This window comes from Streptomyces sp. NPDC001890 (assembly GCF_042891445.1).
Taxonomy (GTDB): Bacteria; Actinomycetota; Actinomycetes; order Streptomycetales; family Streptomycetaceae; genus Streptomyces.
The window spans coordinates 440,902-465,741 of record NZ_JBIATE010000002.1 but is presented as its reverse complement, the minus strand read 5'-3'; the positions used below and the strand labels follow the sequence as shown (position 1 = coordinate 465,741).

The window sequence follows — 24,840 nt, the reverse complement described above, 5'->3', positions numbered from 1 at the left end:
CTCTCGTCAGACGCGCACCCGCACCGTCGCCGATGCCGTCGATCCGCTGTGCAGGGCGTCACCGGCGTAGCCGACCTCGTACGTCACCGAACCGGTGGCGCGGGGCAGGTCGTTGATGGTGAACGTGCCGTCGGCGGCGACGGCGGCCGAGGTCAGGGTGCCGGTCCCCTTCCGGTCGGTGCGCACCACGGACAGGGTGATCCCGGCGGGCAGCGGCCGCCCCTGGCCGGTCAGGGTGCCGGTGATCGTCAGCCCGGCGCTCTTCGTCGCCTCCGCCGGAGCGGTGAGGGCGATGGTGGTCGGGGCCTTGTCGACCGTGACGGCGAGCGTGGCGTCCTCGGCCGGACGGTGGGTGACGTCACCGGTGAACGAGACGGTGTAGGTGGCCTCGCCGACCAGCGACGGCACGTCGAGGACGGTGAACGATCCGTCGGCGTCGACCTCGACGGGGGCGAGCTTGCGGTCGCCGTTCGCGTCGTGCCGTACCGCCGACACCCTGACCGGTTCGGCGGGCGCGGGTCCGTCCAGCTCCAGCCGGCCCCTGATCCCGACCGGCTCGCCGACGACGGGCCGGCCCGGGGTGGTGGAGAGCGCGCCGGTGAAGCGGGAGTCGTACTGGGCGGCCGGGGGCTGGATGACATGCAGCCAGTACTCGTTGCCGTAGGTGTTGGTGGTGACGGCGAACAGCCGTGAGCCGTCCTTCGACCAGCCGAGCCCGCGCGGTGCGATCCGGTCCCCGTCGAGCGCACCCTCGTAGGCGAACTCCAGCGGGGCCGTACCGGCCGCCGGGTCGGCCGCCTGCACGAGCAGGTCGGCCGTGCTCCCGGTCGCGGCGGCGCCCCGGGCGATGTGGGTGCCGTCGCCGCTGAAGGCCACGGCGGACGCCACGGCCCCCTCGGGCAGCGGCTGGTACCCGGCCGGCGCGTCGGACAGGTCGGCGGCGTCCAGCAGCCGGGTGCCGTACGCGGCGTCGGCGACGGCGATCCGCCGCCCGTCGGGCGACTGCGCCGTGTCCCGCACATCGAGCGCGCCCCGGCCCTCGGCGTCCGCGAACCGGCGCTCCGGGCCGCGCACGAGCGTGTCGCCGCTCGCGTCGAGGGTGGTCAGGAACGGGTCGGCCTCGCCGGGGCTGCGGGTCTGCGCCATCACGATGCGGTCCGGGACCTCGGGGCCGCTGGTCAGCCGCAGCCGGCCCGCGCCGTTCCATCCGGTGTTCGTCGGCTGGGTCCCGCTCGTGCCGTACAGCCAGGTGGTGCGGGTGTCGCAGTCGGAGTAGTACGGCGTCTCGGTGTGCCACTCCTTGCCGCCCGCGAAGGCGACATCGCGCGGGCAGCCCACGTCGTATGCGGTGAACGTGAAGCCGGTGCGCTGCTGCGTCACGGTGTCGAACACGAGGATGCCCGAGGACTGCGAGACGTAGAGCGTGCCGCCGTCGGCGCTCAGGGCCATCCCGGACGGTGCGGTGCCGGTGGGCAGCGAACCGACCTTCTGGCCCTGGAAGTTGTAGACATGGACCTGGTTCGCCACCCGGTCCCGGCGGTCGTCGGTGATGTAGACCCGCTCGTGCGCCGAGTCGACGACCATGGCCGAGTACGACGAGATCGGCAGCTTGGCCACGGTGTCACCGGCCACCGGGCCGTCGGCCGCGAGGGCGGCGGACGGCGCGAGGGCGGTGAGCCCCGCGGTGCCGAGCGTCAGCGCGGCAAGCGTCGCCGCGATGCGTATGCGGTGCTGATTCCTTCTCAACTGAGTCCCCCACAGGCTCTGCTGGTCCCCGGCCGACCAAGCCGGGGACATGTGAAGGAATATCGAATCTTGTGGAGGTGCCGTGCGCAAGATCAAGGCGATGCCCGGTGGTTCTCCACAAGGGGCACAAGGGGGCAGGAAAGCCATGAAAAGGGGCGGCCCCCGGAATCGTGAGGGGATTCCGGGGGCCGGCCGGACCGCGGCGGGCTGTTGACCCCACAGGTCAGGGCGGACGTCCGAGGCCCGGCCGCGGGGGTGTGCGGGGCGCACCCCGCGCGGGGTGCGCCCGGGGGCATCAGCCCAGGCGCTCGACCAGCGCGCGGTACTCGTCCCACAGCTCCTTCGGAGTGTGGTCGCCGAAGGTGTTGAGGTGCTCGGGGACCAGCGCCGCCTCCTCGCGCCAGACCTCCTTGTCGACGTTGAGCAGGAAGTCCAGGTCGGACTCGGAGAGGTCCAGGCCGTCGGTGTCGAGGGAGCCCTTGGCCGGCAGGATGCCGATCGGGGACTCGACGCCCTCGGCCTTGCCGTCGAGGCGCTCGACGATCCACTTCAGGACGCGGCTGTTCTCACCGAAGCCGGGCCACACGAACTTGCCCGCGTCGTTCTTGCGGAACCAGTTCACGTAGTAGATCTTCGGGAGCTTGGACTGGTCCTTGTCGGCACCGACCTTGATCCAGTGGTTCATGTAGTCGCCCATGTTGTAGCCGCAGAACGGCAGCATGGCGAACGGGTCGCGGCGCAGCTCGCCGACCTTGCCCTCGGCGGCGGCGGTCTTCTCGGAGGCCACGTTGGCCCCGAGGAAGACGCCGTGCTGCCAGGTGAAGGACTCGGTGACCAGCGGGACGGCCGAGGCGCGGCGGCCGCCGAAGAGGATCGCCGAAATCGGCACGCCCTTCGGGTCCTCCCACTCGGGCGCGATGATCGGGCACTGGCCGGCCGGGACGGTGAAGCGGGCGTTGGGGTGGGCGGCCGGGGTGTCGGACGCGGGCGTCCAGTCGTTGCCCTTCCAGTCGGTGAGGTGGGCCGGAGCGGTCTCCGTCATGCCCTCCCACCACACGTCGCCGTCGTCGGTGAGCGCGACGTTGGTGAAGACGGAGTTGCCCCACATCGTCTTCATGGCGTTGGCGTTGGTGTGCTCACCGGTGCCGGGCGCGACGCCGAAGAAGCCCGCCTCCGGGTTGATCGCGTACAGCTGGCCGTCCTCGCCGAAGCGCATCCAGGCGATGTCGTCGCCGATGGTCTCCACGGTCCAGCCGGGGATCGTCGGCTCCAGCATGGCGAGGTTGGTCTTGCCGCAGGCCGACGGGAACGCGGCCGCAATGTACTTGGGGGCCTCGGCCTCGCCCTGCGGCGGGGTGAGCTTGAGGATCAGCATGTGCTCGGCGAGCCAGCCCTCGTCACGCGCCATGACGGAGGCGATGCGCAGCGCGTAGCACTTCTTGCCGAGCAGGGCGTTGCCGCCGTAGCCGGAGCCGTAGGACCAGATCTCGCGGTCCTCGGGGAAGTGCGAGATGTACTTGGTGGAGTTGCACGGCCACGGGACGTCCTCCTGGCCCTCCTCCAGGGGCGCGCCCAGCGTGTGGACGGCCTTGACGAAGAAGCCGTCGGTGCCGAGCTCGTCCAGGACGGCCTGCCCCATGCGCGTCATGGTGCGCATCGAGACGGCGACGTACGCGGAGTCGGTGATCTCGACGCCGATCGCGGAGAGCGGGGAGCCGACGGGGCCCATGCAGAACGGGACGACGTACATCGTGCGACCGCGCATCGAGCCGCGGAAGACACCCTTCTCGCCCGTGAAGCTGTTTCCCTCTTCCCCGGTGAAGATGGCCCGCATCTCGGCGGGGGCCTTCCAGTGGTTCGTCGGGCCGGCGTCCTCCTCCTTCTCGGAGCAGATGAACGTACGGTCCTCGACGCGGGCGACATCGCTCGGGTCGGACGCCGCGTAGTACGAGTTCGGGCGCTTGGTCTCGTCGAGCTTGGTGAACGTGCCCTTGGCCACGAGCTCCCCGCACAGGCGCTCGTACTCGGCCTCGGAGCCGTCGCACCAGACCACCCGGTCCGGCTCCGTTATCGCTGCGATCTCGTTCACCCAGGTAATGAGGGCCTGGTGCTCGGTGGGGACGGTGAGGGGAGCCGCGATGTCGCGCGCCACGATCGCTCCTTGTTGAGGGTGTCTGTTTGGTAGTTGCCCCGTGGGGGCTGCGACCCGGATGCTTCTACCCCTTCGAATCCCGTTGGCGCTCATCCGGTGCCGACCGCACTCATTTGATCATCCGACCGTTTCGCCCATATGTCCAGGGGGGCGCACACGTGAGCATTGCCACTCGTATCGGTTACCTACGGTCGCGTAGGTACGATGCGGGAATGACTGCTGCCGCCGCCGCGCCCGCGCCCGCCGGGCTGGAACCAGCCGAGTCCGACCCCGTCCCGGTCAAGCCGCGGCTGCGCGGCTGGCTGCACGCCGGGATGTTCCCCGCAGTGATCGTCGCGGGGGTGGTGCTGATCGCGTTCACGGACAGCGCCGTCGGCCGGATCGCCTGCGGCATCTACACCCTGACCGCGTGCCTGCTGTTCGGTGTGAGCGCGCTCTACCACCGGGGCACCTGGGGCCCGCGCGGCGAGGCGGTGCTCCGCCGGCTCGACCACGCCAACATCTTCCTGATCATCGCGGGCACGTACACCCCGCTGACCCTGCTGCTGCTCCCCGAGTCCACCGGGACGCCGCTGCTGTGGGCGGTCTGGGCGGCCGCCGCCGCGGGGATCGCCTTCCGGGTGTTCTGGGTCGGCGCGCCGCGCTGGCTCTACACGCCCTGCTACCTGGCGATGGGCTGGGCCGCGGTCTTCTTCCTGCCGGACTTCATGCGCACCGGCGGGATCGCCGTGCTGGTGCTGGTCGTCGTCGGCGGGCTGCTCTACAGCGTCGGCGGCGTCATCTACGGCATCAAGCGCCCCAACCCCTCGCCGCGCTGGTTCGGCTTCCACGAGGTGTTCCACTCGCTGACCCTGGCGGCCTTCGTGGTGCACTACGTCGGCATCTCGCTGGTGGCCTACAACCACCACTGAGCGGCGTCCAACCACCACTGAGCGGCGTCCCGACCGGTGCCGGCGCCCCGCCGATGCCGGACAATGACGGCCATGGCCGCCACCTCCCGTACCCCTTCCGTTCCGGCTCCGGTCGCGGAGCCGCGGCCGGGGCTGCGCGAGCGGAAGAAGCTCAGGACCCGGATCGCGATCCGGCAGGCCGCGTACCGGCTGATCGCCGAGCAGGGGTACGACGCGACGACGGTGGAGCAGATCGCGGCGGCCGCCGAGGTGTCGCCCAGCACCGTCTTCCGGTACTTCCCGGCCAAGGAGGACATCGTCCTCACCGACGAGTACGACCTGGTCCTGGAGACCGCCCTGCGCCGCCGCCCGGCCGGTGAGCCGCCCCTGGAGTCGCTCCGGCACGTCCTGACCGGCACGCTCGCGGCGTTCCTGGCGACCGGGGAGGAGGAGCTCCGGCAGCGCACCCGGCTGATGGTGGAGGTGCCGTCGGTCCGGGGCCGGATGGCGGAGAGCATGTCGGGCACCGCCGAGGTGCTGGCCGGCGCGCTCGCCGCCCGCAGCGGCCGTGCGCCCGGCGACCTGGCGGTCCGGGTGTGCGTCGCGGCGGTGCTGAGCACGCTGCGCGAGGTGACGCTGTACTGGGGCGAGCACGGCCAGGAGGACGACCTCGTCGCGCTGATCGGCCAGGCCCTGGACACCCTGGAGCACGGCCTGCGGCTGTGACGGCCGGGGCGGGGAACGGCCCCCGGCCGGCCGCCGGTCCTCAGCGGCCGCCGAGGCTCCGCGCCAGCTCCCCCGCGTCCGTCGTCGGCGCATCGCACACGAAGTGCCTGCACACGTACGCCGTCGGCGCCCCGTCCACCATCGGCCGGTCCGCCAGCAGCGGGAACTCGGCCCCGCCCGTCTCCCCGGCCGCCACCACCGCGCCCGGCGCCGTGCCGAGCAGCGCCGTACGGTGCAGCTCGCCGCCGACCGGTCCGGCGACGGCCACCTCGCGCGGCCCGTCGAGCAGGGCCTCCGCGACCGCGAGCCCCCAGCCGGTGAACCGGGGAGCGCGCGGCCCGAGCGCCTTGATCACGCCGAGCGCGCCCTCCGCGGCGGTGCGGTGGGCCTCGGAGCCGGTGTGCGCGGCGTACGAGAGCAGCGCCCCGGCCGCCGCCGTCCAGCCGGCCGGGGTCGCGTTGTCGGTGGGATCCTGCGGGCGGCGGATGAGCTGCTCGGCGTCGTCCGCCGCGTCGTACAGCTGACCGCCCTCGCCGGTGAAGTGCTGGAGCACGATGTCGAGCAGGAAGCCGGCGAACTCCAGCCAGGCACCCTCGCCGGTGACCGAGGCCAGCGCGAGGAAGCCCTCGGCCACGTCGCCGTAGTCCTCCAGGACCCCGGCGTGTCCGCCGGACCGCCCGTCCCTGGACGTACGGTCCAGCCGGGCGACGTCGCCCATGTGCACCCGTACCAGCAGGTCGGCGGCCTCGGTGGCGCGCTCGACGAGGTCGGGCCGGTCGAAGTACGCCCCCGTCTCGGCGAGCGCGGCGATCGCCAGACCGTTCCAGGCGGCGACCACCTTGTCGTCCCGGCCGGGGCGCGGGCGCGGCTCCCGGGCGGCCAGCAGCGTGGCCCGCACCCGGGCGACCCGGTCCGGGTCCGCCCCGGCGCCCTCCGGCGCGAGCTGGAGCACCGAGGATCCCTCCTCGAACGTGCCCTCCCGCGTCACCCCGTAGTACTCCGCGGCGAAGGCCGCGTCCTCCTCCCCCAGGACCTCCCGCAACTGCTCGGGCGTCCACACGTAGTACGCGCCCTCGACGTGCCGCCCGTCGCCGGCCGCGCCGTCCTCGCTGTCCGCGTCGAGCGCGGAGGCGAAACCGCCCTCGGCGGTGCGCAGTTCGCGCACCATGAAGTCGGCGGTCTCCAGGGCGATCCGGCGGGCCTGCTCCGAGCCGGTGGCCCGCCACAGGTGCGCGTAGACCCGGCAGAGCAGCGCGTTGTCGTAGAGCATCTTCTCGAAGTGCGGCACGAGCGCGCCCCCGGGCCGCTGGCGCAGCACGTACCGGTGGAAGCCCCCGCCCAGCTGGTCGAAGAGGCTCGACCGCGCCATGGCGCCGCACAGCCCCTCGGCCATCTCCAGCGCCCCTTCGGACTCCGTCCGGGCGTGGTGCCGCAGCAGGAACTCGATCACCATGCTCGGCGGGAACCTGGTGTCACCGGAGCCGAGCCAGCCGCTCTCCGGGTCGTACTCCCGGCTGACGCCCAGCAGCGCCCGCGCGAGCTCCGCCTCACCGGGGAGCCCGCCGGCCCCGTGGTCCAGCTGCCGCCCCGCCAGGTCGCGGGTGATCTTCTCGGCGACCTCCCCGACCTCCGCGCGCCGGCCGGTCCAGGCGCTGTGCACGCCTTCGAGCACCTGCCGGAAGGACGGCATGCCGTGGCGGGCCTCGGGCGGGAAGTAGGTGCCGAAGTAGAACGGCTCGCCGTCCGGCGTCATGAACACCGACATGGGCCAGCCGCCCTGCCCCGTGGCGGCCTGCACCGCCTCCATGTAGACGGCGTCCACATCGGGCCGCTCCTCGCGGTCCACCTTGACGGACACGAAGTGCTCGTTCATGTACGCGGCGGCATCGTCGTCCTCGAAGGACTCGTGCGCCATGACGTGACACCAGTGGCAGGCGCTGTAACCGACGCTCAGGAACACGGGGACATCGCGCCGTTTTGCTTCCTCGAAGGCTTCGGGTCCCCACGGCCACCAATCGACCGGATTGTCAGCATGCTGAAGCAGATACGGCGAGGTCACACCAGCCAACCGGTTCATACGGACCAGCCTCTCACAGCGCCTGGCACGACCGATGAAACCCTCGCGAGCCCGCCTCGCTCGGCTGAATTGCACTTGTGAGCCATCACGTGGTGGGCGGCTCCTCCCCCTCGGGGTCGGCGTCGGCCTCTTCCCGGCGTTCGTCCGAGTCGGGGCGGTCCGACACCCCGGAACAGTAGGTTGAGCGCAGCAGCGCTGGACCTGCCGAGGCTCCTCGAAGGAGGTGCACCATGACCGCTGAGATGGTGGCGCCCGCGTGGATGCATACGCAGATCAGCGCGGATCAGTACGACTCCTGGTCCGAGGAGCAGTGCGCCGGCATCGAGATCGTGGACGGGATGGTCGTCGTGAGCCCGAGCGCCCCCAAACGGCACAACCGGCTGGCTCGGGTCCTGGCCAATGCCCTGGACGCCGCTGCGGGCCCGGACTGGAGCGCCGACACGGACTTCGATGTCCGCCTGCAGGACGTTCCGCTCACCAACCACCGTCCGGACGTCATCGTCTACCGCGCGGAGACCATCGACCTCACGCCCACCCGCCCCGAGCACGTACTCCTGGTCGTCGAAGTCGTGTCGCCCGGATCGGAGACCACTAACCGGATCGTGAAGGTGGACCAGTACGCCAAGGCCGGCATCCCCTTCTACTGGCGGGTCGAGCAGGCCGCCACCGGCGTCCCGATCATCTACACCTACGTTCTCGACCACGCCACCAAGGTCTATAGGGACGGTGAGATGTTCACCGGCGTGATCAAGGCCGCCGCACCCTTCCCCGTCACTGTCGACCTGGGAACCATCTGACAGAAACGGGGCAGGGGCGTGCCAGACCCCGCTCCCCGATCCGGCCCGATCCGGACGGAAGGCCCTAAGCCCGACCGGTCCTGGCCCGGAGGACTTCGCCCATGGACTCGGCGCGCCACCGCTCCAGGAGTTCGTGGAAGGCGACGGCCCCGTGCGGGTAGGCGGTCGGGCCGTTGGGCCGGCCCCTTCCCTCGCGGTTGTAGTAGCCGGGGGTGCACTCGGCGTGGAACCACTCGTGGTCGGGGGCGCCCTCGGCCAGGACGGCTGTCCAGGCGTCCTCGGTCTCGGGGGACGGTTCGATGAGGGCGCCCTCGGCTTCGGCGGCCGCGACGAGGGCGGCGGCGTGGACGGCCTGCTCGTCCAGGATGTGGGTGAAGTTGACGCTGCTGGCGTTCTGGAGGGAGCCCATCTGGATCAGGTTCGGGAAGCCGTTGCTGGTGAAGCCGTGGAGCGTGCGCGGGCCCCGCTGCGCCCACCTGTCCAGCAGCCGGACGCCGCCCCGGCCGTGGACGGGGAGCTTGCCCGAGTGGATTCCGGAGGTCCCGACGTTGAATCCGGTGGCGAAGATCAGGCAGTCGAGTCCGTACGTGGTGGCGCCGACCGTGACGCCGTGTTCGGTGACGCGCTCGATGCCGTGGGTGTCGGCGGTGTCGACCAGGGTGACGTCGTCGCGGTTGAACGCCGGGTAGTACAGGTCGGAGAAGGTGGGGCGTTTGCAGGCGTAGCGGTACCAGGGCTGGAGCTTTTGTGCCGTCTCCGGGTCGGTCACGGTCTGCTCGACACGGGCGCGGAGCTCGTCCATCTTGGCGGCGTCGGCGGCCTCGTAGGCGGCTTCGAAAGCCCTTCGGTCGCCCTGGCGCCGAAAGCTCGGCAGGAGCTTCTCCAGCAGGCCCGCCGAAGCGGTCCACCGGTCCGCCACGAGATCCTCGTCGGCGTGCTCGCCGGAGACTATGCGGAGGTAGTTCGCGCGTCGTTCCCGGGCCCAGCCCTCGCGGTCGGCGCCGACGTCCTGGGCGGTGGTGCGGCGGTTGGCCCGTACGTCCACGGTGGAGGGGGTGCGCTGGAAGACGTAGAGGTGCGCGGCGTCCTCGGCCAGCATCGGGATGACCTGGACGCCGGTGGCGCCGGTGCCGACGATGCCCACCCGCTTGTCCGCGAGGCCGGTCATGCCGCCCTCCGGGGTGCCGCCGGTGTAGGAGTAGTCCCACCGCGAGGTGTGGAACGTGTGGCCCTTGAAGTCCTCGATCCCGGGGATCCCCGGGAGCTTCGGGTCGGTGAGGGTGCCGGTGGCGTTGATGACGTACGTGGCGCGGAAGGTGTCACCGCGGTCCGTGGCCACGATCCATGTCTCACCGGCCTCGTCCCAGGTCAGAGCGGTGACCGCGGTGGAGAAGAGCGCGTCCGCGTAGAGGCCGGACTTCCGTGCGATCCGTACCGCGTGGCGGCGGATCTCGTCGCCGGGGGCGTACTTCCACTCCGGTACGTAACCGGTCTCGTCGAGCATCGGCAGGTACACGTGGGACTCGATGTCGCAGTGGACGCCCGGGTAGCGGTTCCAGTACCAGGTGCCCCCGAAGTCGCCGCCCTTCTCGACGATCCGGACACGCTCCACGCCGTGGCGCCGCAGATGTGCCCCGGCGAGGATGCCGCCGAATCCACCGCCGATCACGGCGACGTCCACGGCGTCGTGGAGCGGCTCGCGCTCGCCCGTCCCCACCGTGTACGGATCGGCGGCGTAATAGCCGAACTCGGCGTCGGCATCACGGTATTGACCGACACCGTCGGGCCGGACGCGCCGCTCGCGTTCGAGGCGGTAGCGCTGTCGCAGCTCCGCGAGCACGTCGGGAGCCGAACTTTGATGGGTCGTCATGTCGGGCCTCGATCCTTGGCGTTGGAACCGCCCCGGACGAGCGGCGGTCCGCTACCGTAGCAAGTACCGGACAGCAGTGTCCGGTTGGAGTCCGGTGGCACGGCGACATTCGGCCAGGTGGCTTTCGCACCTCCGGCGCGCCGCTTGTCCCCGGCCTGCGCACCCCCGCAGCGGACAGGAAGAGTGATCCCCCATGCAGCGACTTTCGGCCCGGTCCTTCGCCGTGCTCGCCACGATCGGCACCCTGGTCCTCACCGGATGCGGCACTCAGAGCGGCGATCCCAGGACGCAGGAGGCGGCGTCCGCGACCGAGGGCAGGACCATCCGCGCGCAGAAGGTCATGCAACTGACCCAGGTGCACGCCGAGACCGGGATGACCTTGCTGGAGGGGCCCACGTTCGGCGAGGACGGCGGCCTGTTCGTCGTCGATGTCACCGCGCCCGGGGGCAAGCCCAAGGTCATGCGCGTCGACGTCGGGAAGAAGACGTCCCGTGCGGTCCACACCGACGGCCGCGGGGCCTACACCTCGGCGCAGTTCAGCCCGTACGACGGACGGCTCTACCTCAGCGACTTCGCCCACGGCGAGGTCGTGAGCCTGGCCCCCGGCGGCGGCGATCCGCGGACCTTCTTCTCCGGCGAGGTCGACGGGGCGCGGATGAACCCCGACGACATCGCCTTCGACCAGAAGGGCGATCTGTACATCAGCGACTCACGCGGTCTGTCCGAGGGCCGGGCGCACGGGCGTGTGGTGCGGATCGACCGCGAGGGGAAGAAGGCCACCGTGCTGGCCGAGGACCTGGCCGCACCGAACGGGATCTCGTTCGACGCGGACCACCGCGGCCTGTGGTTCAGCGAGCTCACCGAGAACCGGATCTCCTACCTGCGCCTCGACGGCGAGGGCGAGGTGACATCCCGGCACACCGCCATCCGCGTGGACGGCGGAATCGCGCAGACCGACTCGATCGCCGTGGACGCGGACGGCAACCTCTACCAGGGCCTGCACGGCCGGGCGGCCATGGCCGTGTACGACCGGCACGGTGAGCGGCTGGCGACGGTCGAGCTCCCCGCGCGGACCGAAGGTCTGGAGTCGGCGACGAACGTGGCCATCACGCCCGGCGGGACCAAGGCGTACATGACCGTCAGCGGCCCCGCCGGAGGATATCTGTACACCTTCGACGCGCTCGCGGAAGGCATCCGGCAGTCCAACGGCGGCTGACGCCCGCCCCGGCTCAACCGTCGAAGGCCCGTACCGGCCCCACCTCGACGCCGAGCAGCCGCCAGGCGGCCAGCGCCCGGTGTTCCCGCTCCTCGCGGGTGGGGCCGGTCACGGCGGCCGAGACCATGACGACCGCGAGCACGAGGTCGTTCGCGGCACTCAGCCGATGACCGCCGGGCAGCCGTGTCCGCAAGGCGCGCTCCACGCGTCCGGACAGGCCCAGGGCATGTGTGCGGATCTCGGAGCGACCGGCCGCCCGGTCGGCGTGCAGGAGACCGATGAAGGCCGCCGACTCGGTCAGATGCCAGGTCAGCACACCGAGAACACCGGCGAAGGTCGCGCTCTCGGCCTCGGCCGCCTGCTCGATCTGCCGCACATTGCCTTCCAGAACGGCGGCCACCGCGGCGGTCCGGTCCGGGAAGTGCCGGTAGAGAACGCCCTGCCCTACCCCGGCCCTGCGCGCGATCGCGGACAGCGGCGCCTCCAGACCGTGTTCCGCGAAGATCTCCCGGGCGGCGGTGACCAGAGCGGCCCGGTTACGGGCGGCCGCCTTCGGCCCGTCGTTCGCGGGACGCCTCCCGTCCTGCCCGGTGTGCTCCGTCACCCCGGCAGCGTACCGGCCGGGCGGACGCGGCTCCCCCGTCCGCCCGGCCGGGACGGCGGGCAGGCGCGCGTACCCGCGTCAGGGATGCGCCGCGGCCCGGTCGGACTCGCTGCGCAGGACGCAGAACTCGTTGCCCTCGGGGTCGGCGAGGACCGCCCAGCCGGAGCCGTCGGGACTGCGGTGATCGGCGACGAAGGCGGCGCCGAGGCCCAGCAGCCGTTCCACCTCCTGCTCGCGCGTGGTCCCGGGGCGCAGACACAGGTGGATCCGGTTCTTGATCTTCTTGGGCTCGGGCACCTGGTTGAAATACAGCACCGGGCCCTGCTCCAGCATCACCTGGGTCTCCCGGTCCCCCGGGCCGGCCTCCGGATGCAGTGGACAACCGGTCACCCCGCTCCAGAACCGGGCCAGCCCATAAGCATCCGCACAGTCGATCGCCACGTTCTGCACTACCGAAACCATGCGCGCGAGCCTTCCGCATTTCCGCCGCGTACGCCACCGGGCCGGCCCGCGCCGCGCAGCGCAGGGCGTCACTCCCTCGCGCCGACGCGCCGCGAGCGGGAGACTGGGCTGCGATCCCGGCCGAGGCAGGGCCGACCGTCGTATCCGGAGGGGGACACACATGCGGGACAGCCACCGGGCCGAAGCCGAAGGGCTGTTGGTGCGCGCCGTGGAGGAAGAGGTACGGCGCTCGGGCGGCCGGGCGGACGCCGCCACGCTGACGGCGCGCGGGCGGGCGGCGCTGGATTCGCTGGCGGCCGCGGCGGACGACGAGTACGCCGCTTACCTCCAGGCGCTGGACGCCGCGGAGGCCGGGACGCGGCCGCTGTCGCAGCGGTTCAGCCGGGCCACGCTGGGAACTCCCCTGCTGGTCACCGGAGTTGCCGCGGTCGCCGCCGTCGGCGCGGATGTCGCGTTCGGTACGGCGGCCGGGCCGGCCCTCGGCGCGGGCGCCGTCGTCGCGGTCGCGGGGGCCACCGCCACCGTCGCCAAGGTCACCGCCTCGCACTGGCCCGCCGCCCACCGCCGGGCCGGGGCGCTCGGACAGCCCGGCGGTGCCGAACAGTTGCGGCTGCAGTGGCTGGCAGCGCTGGAGGTACGGGGCATCCGCCCCTTCATCGACCAGCAGCGGATGCTCACCGCCTCGTCCCGCACCCCGACGAAGAAGGTCCCCTCGCAGTCGCGGACCAGCCAGTCGCCGCGCCGCACGGACCGCAGCGCGGCGGCCCGTACCCGCGCGGTCCTGGAGCAGTCGTTCGGCCATCTGCCCGCCGAGGACGGGCCGTTCGCCGGGCGGCGTACCGAACTGGCGCAGATCGCCCAGTGGGTGCGGGAGGCCCGCGCGTCGACCGAGACCAAGCCCACCGTCGTCGTCCTGCACGGCACGCCCGGCTCGGGGCGCACCACGCTCGCGGTGCGGGCGGCGCACAGCCTGAAGGACCTGTTCCGCGGCGCCTGCGTGGTCGATCTGCGCGGCGACGTGACCGGTGAGGCCCCGCTGCCGACCCGCGACGCGCTGCTGCACCTGCTGAACCGGCTGGGCGCGCCCCGTGAGCAGCTGCTGTTCCGGGACGGGGCGGCGCCCGGCGGCGGGGCGGACCCGTCGGCCCGGGGCCGGGCGTCGGCCGAGCAGCAGGTGCGGCGGCTGAGCGAGCTGTACCACCAGCATCTGACCGGCACCCCCGTGGCGGTCGTCCTCGACGACGCGGGCGACGCGGCGCAGGTGCGCACCCTGATCCCCGAGCGTTCCGACAGCCTCGTCCTGGTCACCGCCCGCGAGCCCCTCCAGCTGCCGGCCGACGTCCCGGCCCGGGTCCATCAGCTGCCGGTCGGCGCCCTCGACGCGGCCGGTGCGGAGGAGCTGCTGCGCGAGGCGGCCGAGACCCGGGAGGAGGGGCCGTACGACTCCCGGGCGACGGACACCGTCACCGAGCTGTGCGGCGGGCTGCCGCTCGCTCTGCGCGTCGCGGGCTCCTCGCTCGGGGCCCGCACCCGCGACGCCCTCGCCGCCTCGCTCGCCGCGTACGGTCCGGTCGAGCCGGTCGAGCGGGCGCTGTGGCTGCGCTACACCGACCAGTCCGAGCAGGCGCGGCGGCTGCTTCGCCGGCTCGCGCTGGCCGGGCGGGCGAGCCTGGGGGCGGCCGCTGCGGCGGCGCTGCTGTCCGCCGACGAACAGGAGGCCGAGCGGCTGCTGAAGGCGCTGGCCGGGGCCGGGCTGCTGACCCATGTCCGGGGCTCGCGCTACCGGCTGCACGACCTCGTACGGGGCTTCGCGCTGGACCGGCTGCGGGACGAGGAGGAGGCGTCGGACCGTACCGCCGCGCAGGAGCGGCTGATCCGCAACTACGCGGACCTGGCCGGTGCGGTGATCCGGATGGTGGACGGCAAGATGTCCACCCGGGCCGGCCAGTTCGGCTCGCACGGCTTCGGTTCGCTGGACGCGGCGCTGCGCTGGCTGGACGACGAGTCGAGCTTCATCACCTCCGCGCTGCGGCACGCCGAGGGCGTCGACCAGGGTGCCGTGCTGGACCTGCTGGGCGCGCTGTGCGACTACTGCCTGCTGCGCGGCGACCTCTACCGGCTGGGCGAGATCAGCGAGTTGACGCAGGCGGTGGACAAGGGACTGCTTGAGCGGTCCGTGCAGTGGCGCACCGGCATCGCGGCCCGGCAGCTCGGCGAGCTGGACAAGGCCCGCACCACCCTGTCGTCGGTGGTCGGCCTCTACCGGGAGGCGCAGAACGGGGCGGGTACGGCGCTGGCGCTCTGCTCGCTCGGCATCACCCTGCACCACCAGGGCAATCTGACCGAGGCGTCGGCGCGGCTGCGCGAGGCGATCGAGCTCCAGTCCTCCGAGGAGCAGGCGGAGGACCGGGCCTGGTCGATGCACGCCCTGGCGGCCGTCGAGCGCGACCGGGCCCGGCTCGCTGAGGCGCTGACCCTGCTGGACACCGCGCTGACCCTGCACCGGGAAGGCGAGTCGCTGCACGGCGAGGCGTGGACGCGGTTCCAGCTCGGCCAGACCCTGCTGCGGATGGGCGCCGTGGAGCGGGCCGAGGAGGCGCTGCGCACGGCCCTGGACCTGTACGGCCGTACCCGTGACGAGCGGGGCGAGGCGTGGGCGCTGACCCAGCTGGCCCGCGCCCGGCTCCTGGACGGCGACCCGGCCCCGGCGGTGGAGCAGCTGAACCTGGCGCTGGAGCGGCACCGGGACAACGAGGACGCGCGCGGCGAGGCGTGGACGCTGTTCTACCTGGGCCAGGCCCTGGAGGAGAGCGGCGACACGGACCGGGCGGTGCGGCAGCTGGAGCGGGCCCGCACGATGTTCTCCCGGATGCGGGACGTGTACGGGCTGGCGTGCGCCCGCCACCACTCGGGCCGGGTCACCCGTGACCAGCGGGCGGCCCAGACCGGGAACCTGCGCAACTCCGGCTTCGCCCGCCAGCTCCTGATGGACGCCCGCGCCGACTTCCGGCGCATCGGGGTCGCCCACGGCGAGGCGTGGACGTGCCTGGAGCTGGCGCTGATCGACGCGGGCAACAACCGTTCCCCGCAGGCGCTGGAGCTGTGCGGCGAGGCGGTGGAGCTGTTCGACTCGTACGGCGACGCGCGGGGCGCGGACTGGGCCCGCTTCCTGCGCTGCACGCTGCTGCCCTACGCCTCGCCGGGCGGCAGCGAGGTGGGTACGGCGGTGGCCCAGGAGGAGCTGGCCGAGCTGCTGCGGGCCGGGCACCCGGCGCGCGACGGCAAGCTGGAGGACTGCGCAGCGGCGTTCACGGTGGTGCTGAACCGTGGCGTGGACCTGGAGGACGGGTGGCAGGCGTGGCGCCTGGGCATGACACCGACACGTCATGCCCGGGAGGTCATGGGCGTGCCGGTGCCGGCCGCGTACGGCCCGCCCGGCGACTGAGGCCGGCCCCGGGCCGAGGACAGCCCTGAGTCCGGCCGGTCACCGACCGGCCGGACTCGTGCCGGGGCGGCTCCGGAACGCCGGAACCGCCCCCGTCGGCCGCCCCCGTCGACCGCCTCCGGCTGCTTCCGGCTACTTCCGCTTCGCGGAACCGGCCGCCACGGGCGCTTCGGCCTCCGCGTCCGGGTCCGGGGCCTCCTCGAAGTCGACCTTGCCCATGTGCCGGTTCATGGACTTCATCAGCAGCCACACGCCCACGGCGAGCGCCGCGAAGACGATGAAGCCGAGAACGCCTGGGGTCACCTTGTTCTTGTCGAGCTCTTCAGCAAGCGGAACGAGGTCGGTCAGTGCCTGGGTCGCGTACATATCAGGCATTGTCGCGGATGCCCGCGAAGAGGTCGCTCTCGGGGAGGGAGGTATCGACGAGAGACTTCGCCAGCTCGTACTCCTCGGTGGGCCAGACCTCCTTCTGGATGTCCATCGGGACGCGGAACCAGCCGCCGTCCGGATCGATCTGCGTGGCGTGCGCGATCAGCGCCTTGTCACGGATCTCGAAGAAGTCCGCACACGGAACGTGCGTGGTCAGCGTGCGCTCGTCGCGCTCGAACTCCTTCCAGCGCTTCAGCCAGTCGCCGTACGGCGACTCCAGACCACGGGCCAGCAGCGCCTCGTGCAGCGCCACCGTGCGCGGCCGGTTGAAGCCCTGGTTGTAGTAGAGCTTCTGCGGCTGCCAGACCGGGCCGAACTCCGACTCCGGGAACTGCTCGGCGTCCGCCGCACCGTCGAAGGCGATCATCGTGATCTTGTGGGTCATGATGTGGTCGGGGTGCGGGTACCCGCCGTTCTCGTCGTACGTCGTGACGACCTGCGGCCGGAACGCACGGATGCTGCGGACGAGCCGGCTCGCGGCCTTCTCCTCGTCCTCCAGCGCGAAGCAGCCCTCGGGCAGCGGGGGCAGCGGGTCGCCCTCGGGCAGACCCGAGTCGACGAAGCCCAGCCACTCCTGGTCGACGCCCAGGATCTCCCGGGCCTCGTCCATCTCCTTCTTGCGCACCTCGTGGATGTTCTCCTCGATGTACGCGTCGCCCTGGAGCTTCGGATTGAGGATGGAGCCGCGCTCGCCTCCCGTGCAGGTCACCACCAGCACGTCCACCCCCTCGGACACATACTTGGCCATGGTGGCCGCGCCCTTGCTCGACTCGTCGTCGGGGTGGGCGTGGACGGCCATCAGTCGCAGCTGCTCGGTCAAGACTCGATCCTCAGTGATTCGGCATGTAGGCAGGCTTCTATAGTGACCGAAACCGGGGGGTGGAAAATTCCTCGATCCCCGGCACGGGAGGAACGATCATGACGGCGGTGCGCGAAGCGCTTCCGGAGAACCGCTACGGCCGCTCCGCGGACCAGCGCGCGGACCGCAAGCTCAAGATCATCGGCTCGGTGCTGGGTGTCGTGCTCCTCGGTGTGGTCGGCTGGATCGGCTACGACTACATCACCGGCCAGGGCATCAGCGCCGAGGTGATCAAGCGCCAGGTCGTCTCGGACCAGCGGGTCGACATCCACCTCGAAGTGCGCAAGGACAAGGACGCCAAGGGCTACTGCACCCTGCGCGCGCAGCACGAGGACGGCAGCGACGTGGCCCGCAAGGACTTCCGCTTCGACGAGCGCACCGACCGGATCGACCGCGTCGTCTCGCTGCGTACGACGTCCAGGGCCACCAGCGTCGAGCTGATGGGCTGCACCACCGACGACGGCGCCTCCCATTGACCGGCGCACGCCGGCCCTGACCCGCCCCGTCCGGGCCTGACCTGCGTCTACGCGGTCCTGATGTTTTACCTTCTCCCCCTTTTCCTGCGGAATTGTTAGGCTCGTGGTTTCGCCCACCCGTGGAAGCACATGCTTACGGGTAGGGCGATGCTTTGTATTCCCAGTACCGACGAGGAGCACCCTGTGACCCAGACCAGCGAAAACGTCACCTGGCTCACGCAGGAGGCGTACAACCAGCTCAAGGCCGAGCTGGAGTACCTGTCTGGTCCCGCGCGCACGGAAATCGCCGTAAAGATCGCGGCGGCCCGTGAGGAGGGCGACCTGCGCGAGAACGGCGGGTACCACGCCGCCAAGGAGGAGCAGGGCAAGATGGAGCTCCGGGTTCGCCAGCTGACCCAGCTCCTGGAGCACGCGAAGGTCGGCGAGGCGCCTGCCGACGACGGCGTGGTCGAGCCCGGCATGGTCGTGACGATCGCCTTCGACGGCGACCCGGACGACACGATGACCTTCCTGCTCGCCTCCCGCGAGTACGCGAGCTCGGACATCGAGACCTACTCCCCGCAGTCGCCGCTCGGCACCGGCGTGAACGGCAAGCGGATGGGCGACGACGCCGAGTACGAGCTGCCGAACGGCAAGACGGCCACCGTGAAGATCCTCGCGGCGAAGCCGTACACCGGCTGATCCTGCAGACCGACGCCAGGAGCCCCCGGCCCGTCGGGCCGGGGGCTCCTGGCGTGCGCGGCGGTGCTCAGACCGCCACCTGCCGGTACTTGCGCACCGCCAGGGTGCGGAAGACCACCAGGATCAGCAGCGACCAGATCAGCGACGCCCAGACCGGGTGCACCATCGGCCAGGCGTCCGACGGCGACACGCCCGGGTTGCCGAAGAGCACCCGGCACGCCTGGACGGTGGCGCTGAACGGATTCCATTCGGCGATCGGCTGGAGCCAGCTCGCCATGTTCTCGGTGGGCACGAAGGCGTTCGAGATGAACGTCACCGGGAAGAGCCAGATCAGCCCGCCGGAGGTGGCCGCCTCGGGGGTACGGACCGAGAGGCCGATCAGCGCCCCGATCCAGGAGAAGGCGTACCCCAGCAGGAGCAGCAGCGCGAAGCCGCCGAGCACCTTGCCGATGTTCTCGTGGGTGCGCCAGCCGACCAGCAGCGCGACGACGGCGAGGACCAGCAGGGTCAGCGTCGTCTGGACGAGGTCGGCGAGCGTACGGCCGGTGAGCACCGCGCCGCGCGCCATGGGCAGCGAGCGGAACCGGTCGATGAGGCCCTTGTGCATGTCGTCGGCGATGCCCGCGCCGGCCCCGGCGGTGGCGAAGGTGACGGTCTGCGCGAAGATGCCGGCCATCAGGAAGTTCCGGTACTCGACGGGGCTGGTGGAGCCGCCGATCATCATCGAGCCGCCGAACACGTAGCTGAACAGCACGACGAACATGATCGGCTGGATGAGCCCGAAGATGATCATCTCGGGTATCCGGGCCATCCGGATGAGGTTGCGGCGGGCGATGACGAGCGAGTCGCGCATCGACTGCCCGATCCCGCCGCCCGTCCTGGGAGCGGCGGGGGTCAGGGGCGTTCCGGATATCGCGCTCACTTGACCGCCTCCGTTCCCGCCAGGAAGCCATCGGCCCGGTCGGCCCCGGCCCCGGTCGTGGCGCCGTTCCCGTCCCCGTTCCCGTCCTCGTTCCCGTTCCCCTCGCCGTTCTGCGTGCCCGCCGTGTGGCCGGTCAGCGAGAGGAAGACGTCGTCGAGGGTGGGGCGGCGCAGCCCGATGTCGTCGATCTCCACGCCACGGGCGTCGAGGTCGCGGATGACCTCGGCCAGCAGCTTGGCTCCGCCGAGGACCGGGACGGTCAGCTTGCGCATGTGCTCGGCGATGGTGACCTCGCCCTTGCCGAGGTGGGCGAGGACGGCGCGGGCCGGTTCGATCTGGTCGCGCTGGTGGACCACGACCTCGACGCGTTCGCCGCCGGTGCGGGCCTTGAGCTCGTCGGAGGTGCCGCGGGCGATGACCAGGCCGTGGTCGATCACGCAGATCTCATGGGCGAGGTGGTCGGCCTCCTCCAGGTACTGCGTGGTGAGCAGCAGCGTGGTGCCGCCCGCGACGAGTTCCTCGATGACCTCCCAGAGCTGCTGCCGGTTGCGCGGGTCGAGGCCGGTGGTCGGCTCGTCCATGAACATGACCGGCGGGGAGACGACGAGCGCCGCGGCCAGGTCGAGGCGGCGGCGCATGCCTCCGGAGTACGTCTTGGCCGTGCGGTCGGCGGCGTCGGCGAGGTTGAACCGCTCCAGCAGCTCCCCCGCCCGGGCCTTCGCGTCGCGTGCGGTCATCTGGTAGAGCTGGCCGACCATCTGGAGGTTCTCACGGCCGGTCAGATACTCGTCGACCGCGGCGAACTGGCCGGAGAGGCCGATCGACCTGCGCACCTCGTTGGGCTTCTTCAGTACGTCGATGCCCGCGACGACGGCCCTGCCGCTGTCGGGTCTGAGCAGCGTGGTGAGGACGCGCACGGCGGTCGTCTTGCCTGCGCCGTTGGGGCCGAGAAGTCCGAGGACGGTGCCTTCCGGCACATCGAGATCGACACCGCCTAGTGCTCGTACATCGCCGAAGGTCTTCACCAGGCCTTCGGCATGGATGGCGCCTGGCATACGGGATTCCCCCAGTGCGTTCGGGTGACTTCCTCAACAGATCCTAGGTTTGACGGTCTTTCCGCGCCTGGCGAGCAGCTGCGGGCGGCCATGCCCGCCCCACCCCGGCGACCACAGCAACGTAACGCGATACATCGCGACAGGCAAGGGTTCGGTACGACGCCGTACGGGTCGGTCCGTCACCGGGCGGCCCGCGCCTCAGTCCATCACCAGATAACCCGCGTCCCGCAGTGCCGCCGAGACCTCCGCGCAGTGCTCCGGGCCCTTCGTCTCCAGCTGGAGCTCCACCTCGACCTCGGTGAGCCCGAGCCGGGGATCGGTCCGCACATGACCGATGTCGAGCACATTGGCGTCGACCACCGAGAGCACGCCCAGCAGCGTGGCCAGCGCGCCGGGGCGGTCGGCAAGCCGCAGCCGCAGGCTCAGGTACCGGCCGGCCGCCACCATGCCGTGGGTCAGGACGCGCTGCATCAGCAGCGGGTCCACGTTGCCGCCCGAAAGGAGCGCGACCACCGGTCCGTGGAACGACTTCGGGTCGCTCAGCAGCGCCGCGACCGGGCTCGCCCCGGCCGGTTCCACCACCAGTTTCGCCCGCTCCAGGCAGAGCAGCAGCGCACTGGACAGCTCGTCCTCGGAGACCGTACGGACCTCGTCGACCCACTCCCTGACCAGCTCGAACGGCACATCGCCGGGGCGCCCCACCTTGATGCCGTCCGCCATCGTGGTCGGCGAATCGATCGACACCGGATGGCCGACCGCCAGCGACGGCGGGTAGCAGGCCGCGCCCGCCGCCTGCACCCCGACGATCCGTACGTCGGGCCGGACCGCCTTGACCGCCACCGCGATGCCCGCCGCGAGCCCGCCGCCGCCCATCCCCACGACGATGGTCCGCACCTCGGGGCACTGTTCGAGGATCTCCAGGCCCACCGTGCCCTGCCCGGCGATGATGTCCGGGTGGTCGAAGGGGTGGATGAAGACCGCACCGGTCTCCTGTGCGTACTCCTGCGCGGCGGCCAGCGTCTCGTCGACGACATGTCCGTGCAGCCGGACCTCGGCCCCGTACTGGCGGGTGGCGGCCACCTTCGGCAGCGGCGCCCCGACCGGCATGAAGACCGTCGACCGTACGCCGAGCAGCGCAGACGCGAGTGCGACACCCTGCGCATGGTTTCCGGCGCTCGCGGCGACGACCCCGGCCGCCCGCTCCACCGGCGACAGCCCCGCGATGCGTACATACGCACCACGCAGTTTGAACGAGCCGGTCCGCTGCAGGTTCTCGCACTTGAGGTGGACCGGCGCGCCCACCAGGTCGGTCAGATGGCGGCTGCCTTCCATGGCGGTCATCCTGGCCACACCGGAGAGCATCTTCTGCGCTCCGCGGACGTCGTCGAGGATCAGCGGGGGAAAGTGGCCGGTCGCGCGGAAGTTCATACGGTAAGTCTTGCAGCTCGGCAGGGCACCGGCCGCCGCGTCCCGTCCCCTCCTGGGCCGTTGTCCACGGGTTTGCGCAGCGCTGGTACGCGTTGCCCCGTGGCCGCGTACTCTGTCCCCCACCCATCCGACACCGCACGAAGAGAGCCCCCGGCCATGCCCCCTCAGGACATGACGACAGCTGCGTCTCCTTCCGGGGGCGCCGCCCCCGAACCCACGGGTTCCGACCACGTCCTCGACGCCCTGCAGCACCAGGTCGCGGTATTCGCCCGCCGTGCCGAGCAGACCCGCCTCGGCGGTGTCGGCCAGGTGCGCAATTCCATGGACCGGGCCGCCTACCTCCTGCTCAACCGGCTGGACCGGGAAGGGCCGATGGGCGTCAAGGCGCTCGCCGCGGGCATGGGGATCGACTCCTCGACCGTGACCCGGCAGGTCGCCCCGCTCGTCGACACCGGACTGGTCAAGCGCACCTCGCACCCCGAGGACGGCCGGGCCGTCGTGCTCCAGCTGTCGCCGCGCGGCCAGGCCCGGCTGGACGAGGTCCGCGGCTCCCGCCGCGAGCTCATGACGCAGGTGACGGACGGTTGGACGACCGAGGAGCGCGAGACGTTCTGCGCGCTGCTCACCCGGTTCAACGCGTCGCTGGCCGCCCGCCAGACCTCGCACCAGGCGCCACCGGCCGGCTGAGGGCGTCCCGGCCCCGGGCCGACCTGCTGCACGCCTCTTGACCAGGAGCCCGCGAAGGGGCTCGGATGTGGACTGTGCGAGAGCGCCAGACGGGCCGGGAGCGGCGCCGCGCCCAGGAGTTCGAGACCTTCGTCGCGGGCGCGGCCGGCCGCCTGCTGCACACCGCCACGCTGCTCACCGCCGAGCCGATGCGGCCGCCGGGAGCCAATCCCCGGGCCCAGCGGCTGCTGACGGCCGCGCTGGCGTGCACATACGCGCAGTGGGACCGGCTGCGCGGCGAGGATCCGTACGACCGCACCCGGCGCGAGCTCGCCGTCCGGTTCGCCGAAGAGGTCTGGCACCATCACCGGCCGCGCGGCGGTCTGCTGGACCCGCTGACACCGCAGGAGCGTCTCGTCCTCGTACTGCGGCTGTACGAGGGGGTCGCGGAGGAGCAGACCGCGGCGCTGCTCGGTCTGCCGGTGGACCGGGTGCGGGCGCTCTGCAACCGCTCGGTGGCCACGATGCGCGGCACCCGCCGTCCCACGGCGCGGCGGGGTCCGGCGGGCCCGCTGGGGGTCGCGCGGTGAGCCGCAGCGGCGACCGGGAGGACGAGGTCCGGCGGATGCTGGACGGCCCGCATCCACAGGTGCCCGCCGATCTGGCGCGGCGGGCGGCGCAGCGCGGCGGGCGGCTGCTGCGCCGGCGGCTGTTCGTCCGTCGGCTGATGCTGGTGGTGGCGTGCGTCGCGGTGGTGGCCTTCGCGGTCTGGGCGATGGCGGTACACCCCTGGCAGGTACCACCGGCCGAGACGACGCCGCTGGACGGTTGGTGAGCGGTGATGACCGCCGAACTATCCTGGTATGTGCGGGATTGCGTGACGGTCCCCGGGAGGCTGCCATGACCAGGAAGATCGCCGACTGCCGCAAGCATCCGAGTGTCGCACTGCTCGCTCACCATCTCCGGTGAGGAGGAGGAAGTCGTACGGGCCGCAACGGAACACGCGGTCTCCGTCCATGAACACACCGACAGCCCGGAACTGCGCGAACAGATCCGGGCGATGCTGGAGGACGAGCAGGCCGACGCCTGAGAAGGCCCCGGACGGCCGGGCGGACTCGAAGCGTTCGAGCCCGCCCGGATTCCCGCCGGGTTTCCTGATTGGCCGGCTCTAGCCGAGCGCCTGCGTCAGGTCGGCCAGCAGGTCGTCGGCGTTCTCGATGCCGACGGAGACGCGGACCAGGTCGGCCGGCACCTCCAGCGGGGAGCCCGCCGCCGAGGCGTGCGTCATCCGGCCCGGGTGCTCCACGAGCGACTCGACGCCGCCCAGCGACTCACCGAGGGTGAACAGCTTCGCCCGGTTGCAGACCTGGACCGCCGCCTCCTCGCCGCCCTGGACGCGGAAGGACACCATGCCGCCGAAGGCCTTCATCTGCTTGGCGGCGACCTCGTGACCGGGGTGCTCGGGCAGTCCCGGGTAGAGGACCTGGGTCACCTTGGGGTGCCGGGTGAGCAGCTCGGTGACCTTGGTGGCGTTCTCGCAGTGCCGGTCCATGCGGACCGCGAGGGTCTTGATGCCGCGCAGCACCAGCCAGGCGTCGAACGGCCCGGCGACCGCACCCATCGCGTTCTGGTGGTACGCCAACTCATCGGCGAGTTCGGGGTCGTTGACGATCAGCGCACCGCCGACGACGTCCGAGTGACCGCCCATGTACTTCGTGGTGGAGTGGACCACCACATCGGCGCCCAGGGCGAGGGGCTGCTGGAGGTAGGGGCTGGCGAAGGTGTTGTCGACGACCAGACGGGCGCCCGCGGCGCGGGCCACACCGGCGATCGCCGCGATGTCGGTGATGCCGAGCAGCGGGTTGGACGGGGTCTCCACCCAGATCGCCTTGGTGCGCGGGGTGATCGCCGCCCGTACCGCCGCCACGTCCGAGGTGTCGGCGACGGAGAACTCGACGCCCCACCGCGAGACGACCTTCGCGAACAGCCGGAACGTGCCGCCGTAGGCGTCGTTCGGGATGACCACGTGGTCGCCGGGGGTCAGCAGCGTACGGAGCAGGCAGTCCTCGGCGGCGAGGCCGGAGGCGAAGGCGAGCCCGCGGCGGCCGCCCTCCAGGGCCGCGAGGTTCTCTTCCAGGGCGGTACGGGTCGGGTTGGCGCTGCGGCTGTACTCGTAGCCGCCGCGCAGTCCGCCCACGCCGTCCTGCTTGTACGTGGACACCTGGTAGATGGGCGGAACAACGGCGCCGGTGAGGGGATCGGCGGTGTTTCCCGCGTGGATCGCGAGGGTCTCGAAGCTGTGCTGGTCGCTCATGGGGCCCGAGCGTAGTTCGTCACGA

22 protein-coding genes and 1 pseudogene are annotated in these 24,840 nt (G+C 71.7%); 11 read left to right on the top strand and 12 right to left on the bottom strand.

From position 1 onward, the window contains the following. Nucleotides 1–6: 6 nt before the first annotated feature. Both ACFYY1_RS08280 and ACFYY1_RS08275 read right to left on the bottom strand, forming a co-directional pair. Nucleotides 7–1,797 carry an Ig-like domain repeat protein gene (locus tag ACFYY1_RS08280; protein ID WP_388582438.1) on the bottom strand — a complete coding sequence of 597 codons (1,791 nt, stop codon included), beginning with the start codon at nucleotides 1,795–1,797 and terminating at the stop codon, nucleotides 7–9. Nucleotides 1,798–2,041: 244 nt separating this feature from the next. Beyond that, nucleotides 2,042–3,898 carry a phosphoenolpyruvate carboxykinase (GTP) gene (locus ACFYY1_RS08275; RefSeq protein ID WP_388582435.1) on the bottom strand — a complete coding sequence of 619 codons (1,857 nt, stop codon included), beginning with the start codon at nucleotides 3,896–3,898 and terminating at the stop codon, nucleotides 2,042–2,044. Nucleotides 3,899–4,110: 212 nt separating this feature from the next. Between ACFYY1_RS08275 and ACFYY1_RS08270 the strand changes: the two genes are divergently transcribed. Beyond that, the gene (locus ACFYY1_RS08270; RefSeq protein WP_388582432.1) at nucleotides 4,111–4,809 is read left to right on the top strand and encodes a hemolysin III family protein; all 699 of its coding nucleotides are present in this window, start codon (nucleotides 4,111–4,113) and stop codon (nucleotides 4,807–4,809) included. 63 nt (nucleotides 4,810–4,872) lie between these two features. Continuing rightward, nucleotides 4,873–5,514, top strand: a complete 642-nt coding sequence (locus ACFYY1_RS08265) for a TetR/AcrR family transcriptional regulator (RefSeq protein WP_388582430.1) — start codon at nucleotides 4,873–4,875, stop codon at nucleotides 5,512–5,514. A 40-nt stretch (nucleotides 5,515–5,554) separates the two neighbouring features. Here ACFYY1_RS08265 and ACFYY1_RS08260 read toward each other — a convergent pair whose 3' ends face one another. Beyond that, entirely contained in the window at nucleotides 5,555–7,591 is a 2,037-nt protein-coding gene (locus ACFYY1_RS08260; RefSeq protein ID WP_388582427.1) for a thioredoxin domain-containing protein, read from the bottom strand. A gap of 230 nt (nucleotides 7,592–7,821) precedes the next feature. On the opposite strand from ACFYY1_RS08260, the gene ACFYY1_RS08255 reads away from it, so the two are divergent. Continuing rightward, nucleotides 7,822–8,388: a Uma2 family endonuclease gene (locus tag ACFYY1_RS08255; protein ID WP_388582424.1), complete on the top strand. Its 567-nt coding sequence runs from the start codon at nucleotides 7,822–7,824 to the stop codon at nucleotides 8,386–8,388. A 64-nt stretch (nucleotides 8,389–8,452) separates the two neighbouring features. Here the strand turns inward: ACFYY1_RS08255 and ACFYY1_RS08250 are convergent, their stop codons facing one another. Further along, entirely contained in the window at nucleotides 8,453–10,258 is a 1,806-nt protein-coding gene (locus ACFYY1_RS08250) for a flavin-containing monooxygenase (RefSeq protein ID WP_388582421.1), read from the bottom strand. 193 nt (nucleotides 10,259–10,451) lie between these two features. On the opposite strand from ACFYY1_RS08250, the gene ACFYY1_RS08245 reads away from it, so the two are divergent. Continuing rightward, on the top strand, nucleotides 10,452–11,474 hold the full coding sequence (locus ACFYY1_RS08245; protein ID WP_388582418.1) for an SMP-30/gluconolactonase/LRE family protein: 1,023 nt from the start codon (nucleotides 10,452–10,454) through the stop codon (nucleotides 11,472–11,474). 13 nt (nucleotides 11,475–11,487) lie between these two features. Here the strand turns inward: ACFYY1_RS08245 and ACFYY1_RS08240 are convergent, their stop codons facing one another. Continuing rightward, complete coding sequence (locus tag ACFYY1_RS08240; protein WP_388582416.1) at nucleotides 11,488–12,078, bottom strand: TetR/AcrR family transcriptional regulator; 591 nt, start codon at nucleotides 12,076–12,078, stop codon at nucleotides 11,488–11,490. Between the two features lie 78 nt (nucleotides 12,079–12,156). After that, nucleotides 12,157–12,540, bottom strand: coding sequence for a VOC family protein (locus ACFYY1_RS08235; protein WP_388582413.1), 384 nt, complete (start codon nucleotides 12,538–12,540; stop codon nucleotides 12,157–12,159). A gap of 160 nt (nucleotides 12,541–12,700) precedes the next feature. On the opposite strand from ACFYY1_RS08235, the gene ACFYY1_RS08230 reads away from it, so the two are divergent. Continuing rightward, entirely contained in the window at nucleotides 12,701–15,985 is a 3,285-nt protein-coding gene (locus tag ACFYY1_RS08230; protein ID WP_388582410.1) for a tetratricopeptide repeat protein, read from the top strand. A gap of 132 nt (nucleotides 15,986–16,117) precedes the next feature. Here ACFYY1_RS08230 and ACFYY1_RS08225 read toward each other — a convergent pair whose 3' ends face one another. Then, nucleotides 16,118–16,351 (bottom strand): hypothetical protein, encoded by a 234-nt coding sequence (locus tag ACFYY1_RS08225; protein ID WP_388582407.1) that lies wholly within the window; start codon nucleotides 16,349–16,351, stop codon nucleotides 16,118–16,120. Nucleotide 16,352: 1 nt separating this feature from the next. Then, entirely contained in the window at nucleotides 16,353–17,234 is an 882-nt protein-coding gene (mca, locus tag ACFYY1_RS08220) for a mycothiol conjugate amidase Mca (RefSeq protein WP_388582404.1), read from the bottom strand. A 98-nt stretch (nucleotides 17,235–17,332) separates the two neighbouring features. Between mca and ACFYY1_RS08215 the strand changes: the two genes are divergently transcribed. Then, the gene (locus ACFYY1_RS08215; protein WP_388582402.1) at nucleotides 17,333–17,749 is read left to right on the top strand and encodes a DUF4307 domain-containing protein; all 417 of its coding nucleotides are present in this window, start codon (nucleotides 17,333–17,335) and stop codon (nucleotides 17,747–17,749) included. Nucleotides 17,750–17,932: 183 nt separating this feature from the next. After that, on the top strand, nucleotides 17,933–18,430 hold the full coding sequence (greA, locus tag ACFYY1_RS08210; RefSeq protein WP_093550387.1) for a transcription elongation factor GreA: 498 nt from the start codon (nucleotides 17,933–17,935) through the stop codon (nucleotides 18,428–18,430). A gap of 67 nt (nucleotides 18,431–18,497) precedes the next feature. Here the strand turns inward: greA and ACFYY1_RS08205 are convergent, their stop codons facing one another. The 3 genes from ACFYY1_RS08205 to ilvA all read right to left on the bottom strand — a co-directional run bounded on the left by ACFYY1_RS08205 (nucleotide 18,498) and on the right by ilvA (nucleotide 21,835). Continuing rightward, entirely contained in the window at nucleotides 18,498–19,283 is a 786-nt protein-coding gene (locus ACFYY1_RS08205; protein WP_388583453.1) for an ABC transporter permease, read from the bottom strand. 65 nt (nucleotides 19,284–19,348) lie between these two features. Then, nucleotides 19,349–20,407 (bottom strand): ATP-binding cassette domain-containing protein, encoded by a 1,059-nt coding sequence (locus ACFYY1_RS08200; RefSeq protein ID WP_388582398.1) that lies wholly within the window; start codon nucleotides 20,405–20,407, stop codon nucleotides 19,349–19,351. Nucleotides 20,408–20,605: 198 nt separating this feature from the next. Next, nucleotides 20,606–21,835 carry a threonine ammonia-lyase gene (ilvA, locus tag ACFYY1_RS08195; protein WP_388582395.1) on the bottom strand — a complete coding sequence of 410 codons (1,230 nt, stop codon included), beginning with the start codon at nucleotides 21,833–21,835 and terminating at the stop codon, nucleotides 20,606–20,608. A gap of 156 nt (nucleotides 21,836–21,991) precedes the next feature. Here ilvA and ACFYY1_RS08190 point away from each other — a divergent pair, with 156 nt between their 5' ends. From ACFYY1_RS08190 to ACFYY1_RS08175, 4 genes and pseudogenes are all read left to right on the top strand, one after another. Next, nucleotides 21,992–22,522 carry a MarR family winged helix-turn-helix transcriptional regulator gene (locus ACFYY1_RS08190; RefSeq protein ID WP_388582392.1) on the top strand — a complete coding sequence of 177 codons (531 nt, stop codon included), beginning with the start codon at nucleotides 21,992–21,994 and terminating at the stop codon, nucleotides 22,520–22,522. A gap of 74 nt (nucleotides 22,523–22,596) precedes the next feature. Further along, nucleotides 22,597–23,091 carry a sigma factor-like helix-turn-helix DNA-binding protein gene (locus ACFYY1_RS08185; protein ID WP_388583451.1) on the top strand — a complete coding sequence of 165 codons (495 nt, stop codon included), beginning with the start codon at nucleotides 22,597–22,599 and terminating at the stop codon, nucleotides 23,089–23,091. Further along, nucleotides 23,088–23,336 (top strand): hypothetical protein, encoded by a 249-nt coding sequence (locus ACFYY1_RS08180; protein WP_388582389.1) that lies wholly within the window; start codon nucleotides 23,088–23,090, stop codon nucleotides 23,334–23,336. Before ACFYY1_RS08185 ends, ACFYY1_RS08180 begins: the two co-directional genes overlap by 4 nt. 65 nt (nucleotides 23,337–23,401) lie before the next feature. Beyond that, a pseudogene (locus tag ACFYY1_RS08175) lies at nucleotides 23,402–23,591 on the top strand (DUF1059 domain-containing protein). A 78-nt stretch (nucleotides 23,592–23,669) separates the two neighbouring features. Here ACFYY1_RS08175 and ACFYY1_RS08170 read toward each other — a convergent pair. Beyond that, the gene (locus ACFYY1_RS08170; RefSeq protein ID WP_388582386.1) at nucleotides 23,670–24,815 is read right to left on the bottom strand and encodes a cystathionine gamma-synthase; all 1,146 of its coding nucleotides are present in this window, start codon (nucleotides 24,813–24,815) and stop codon (nucleotides 23,670–23,672) included. Between the last annotated feature and the right edge of the window lie 25 nt (nucleotides 24,816–24,840).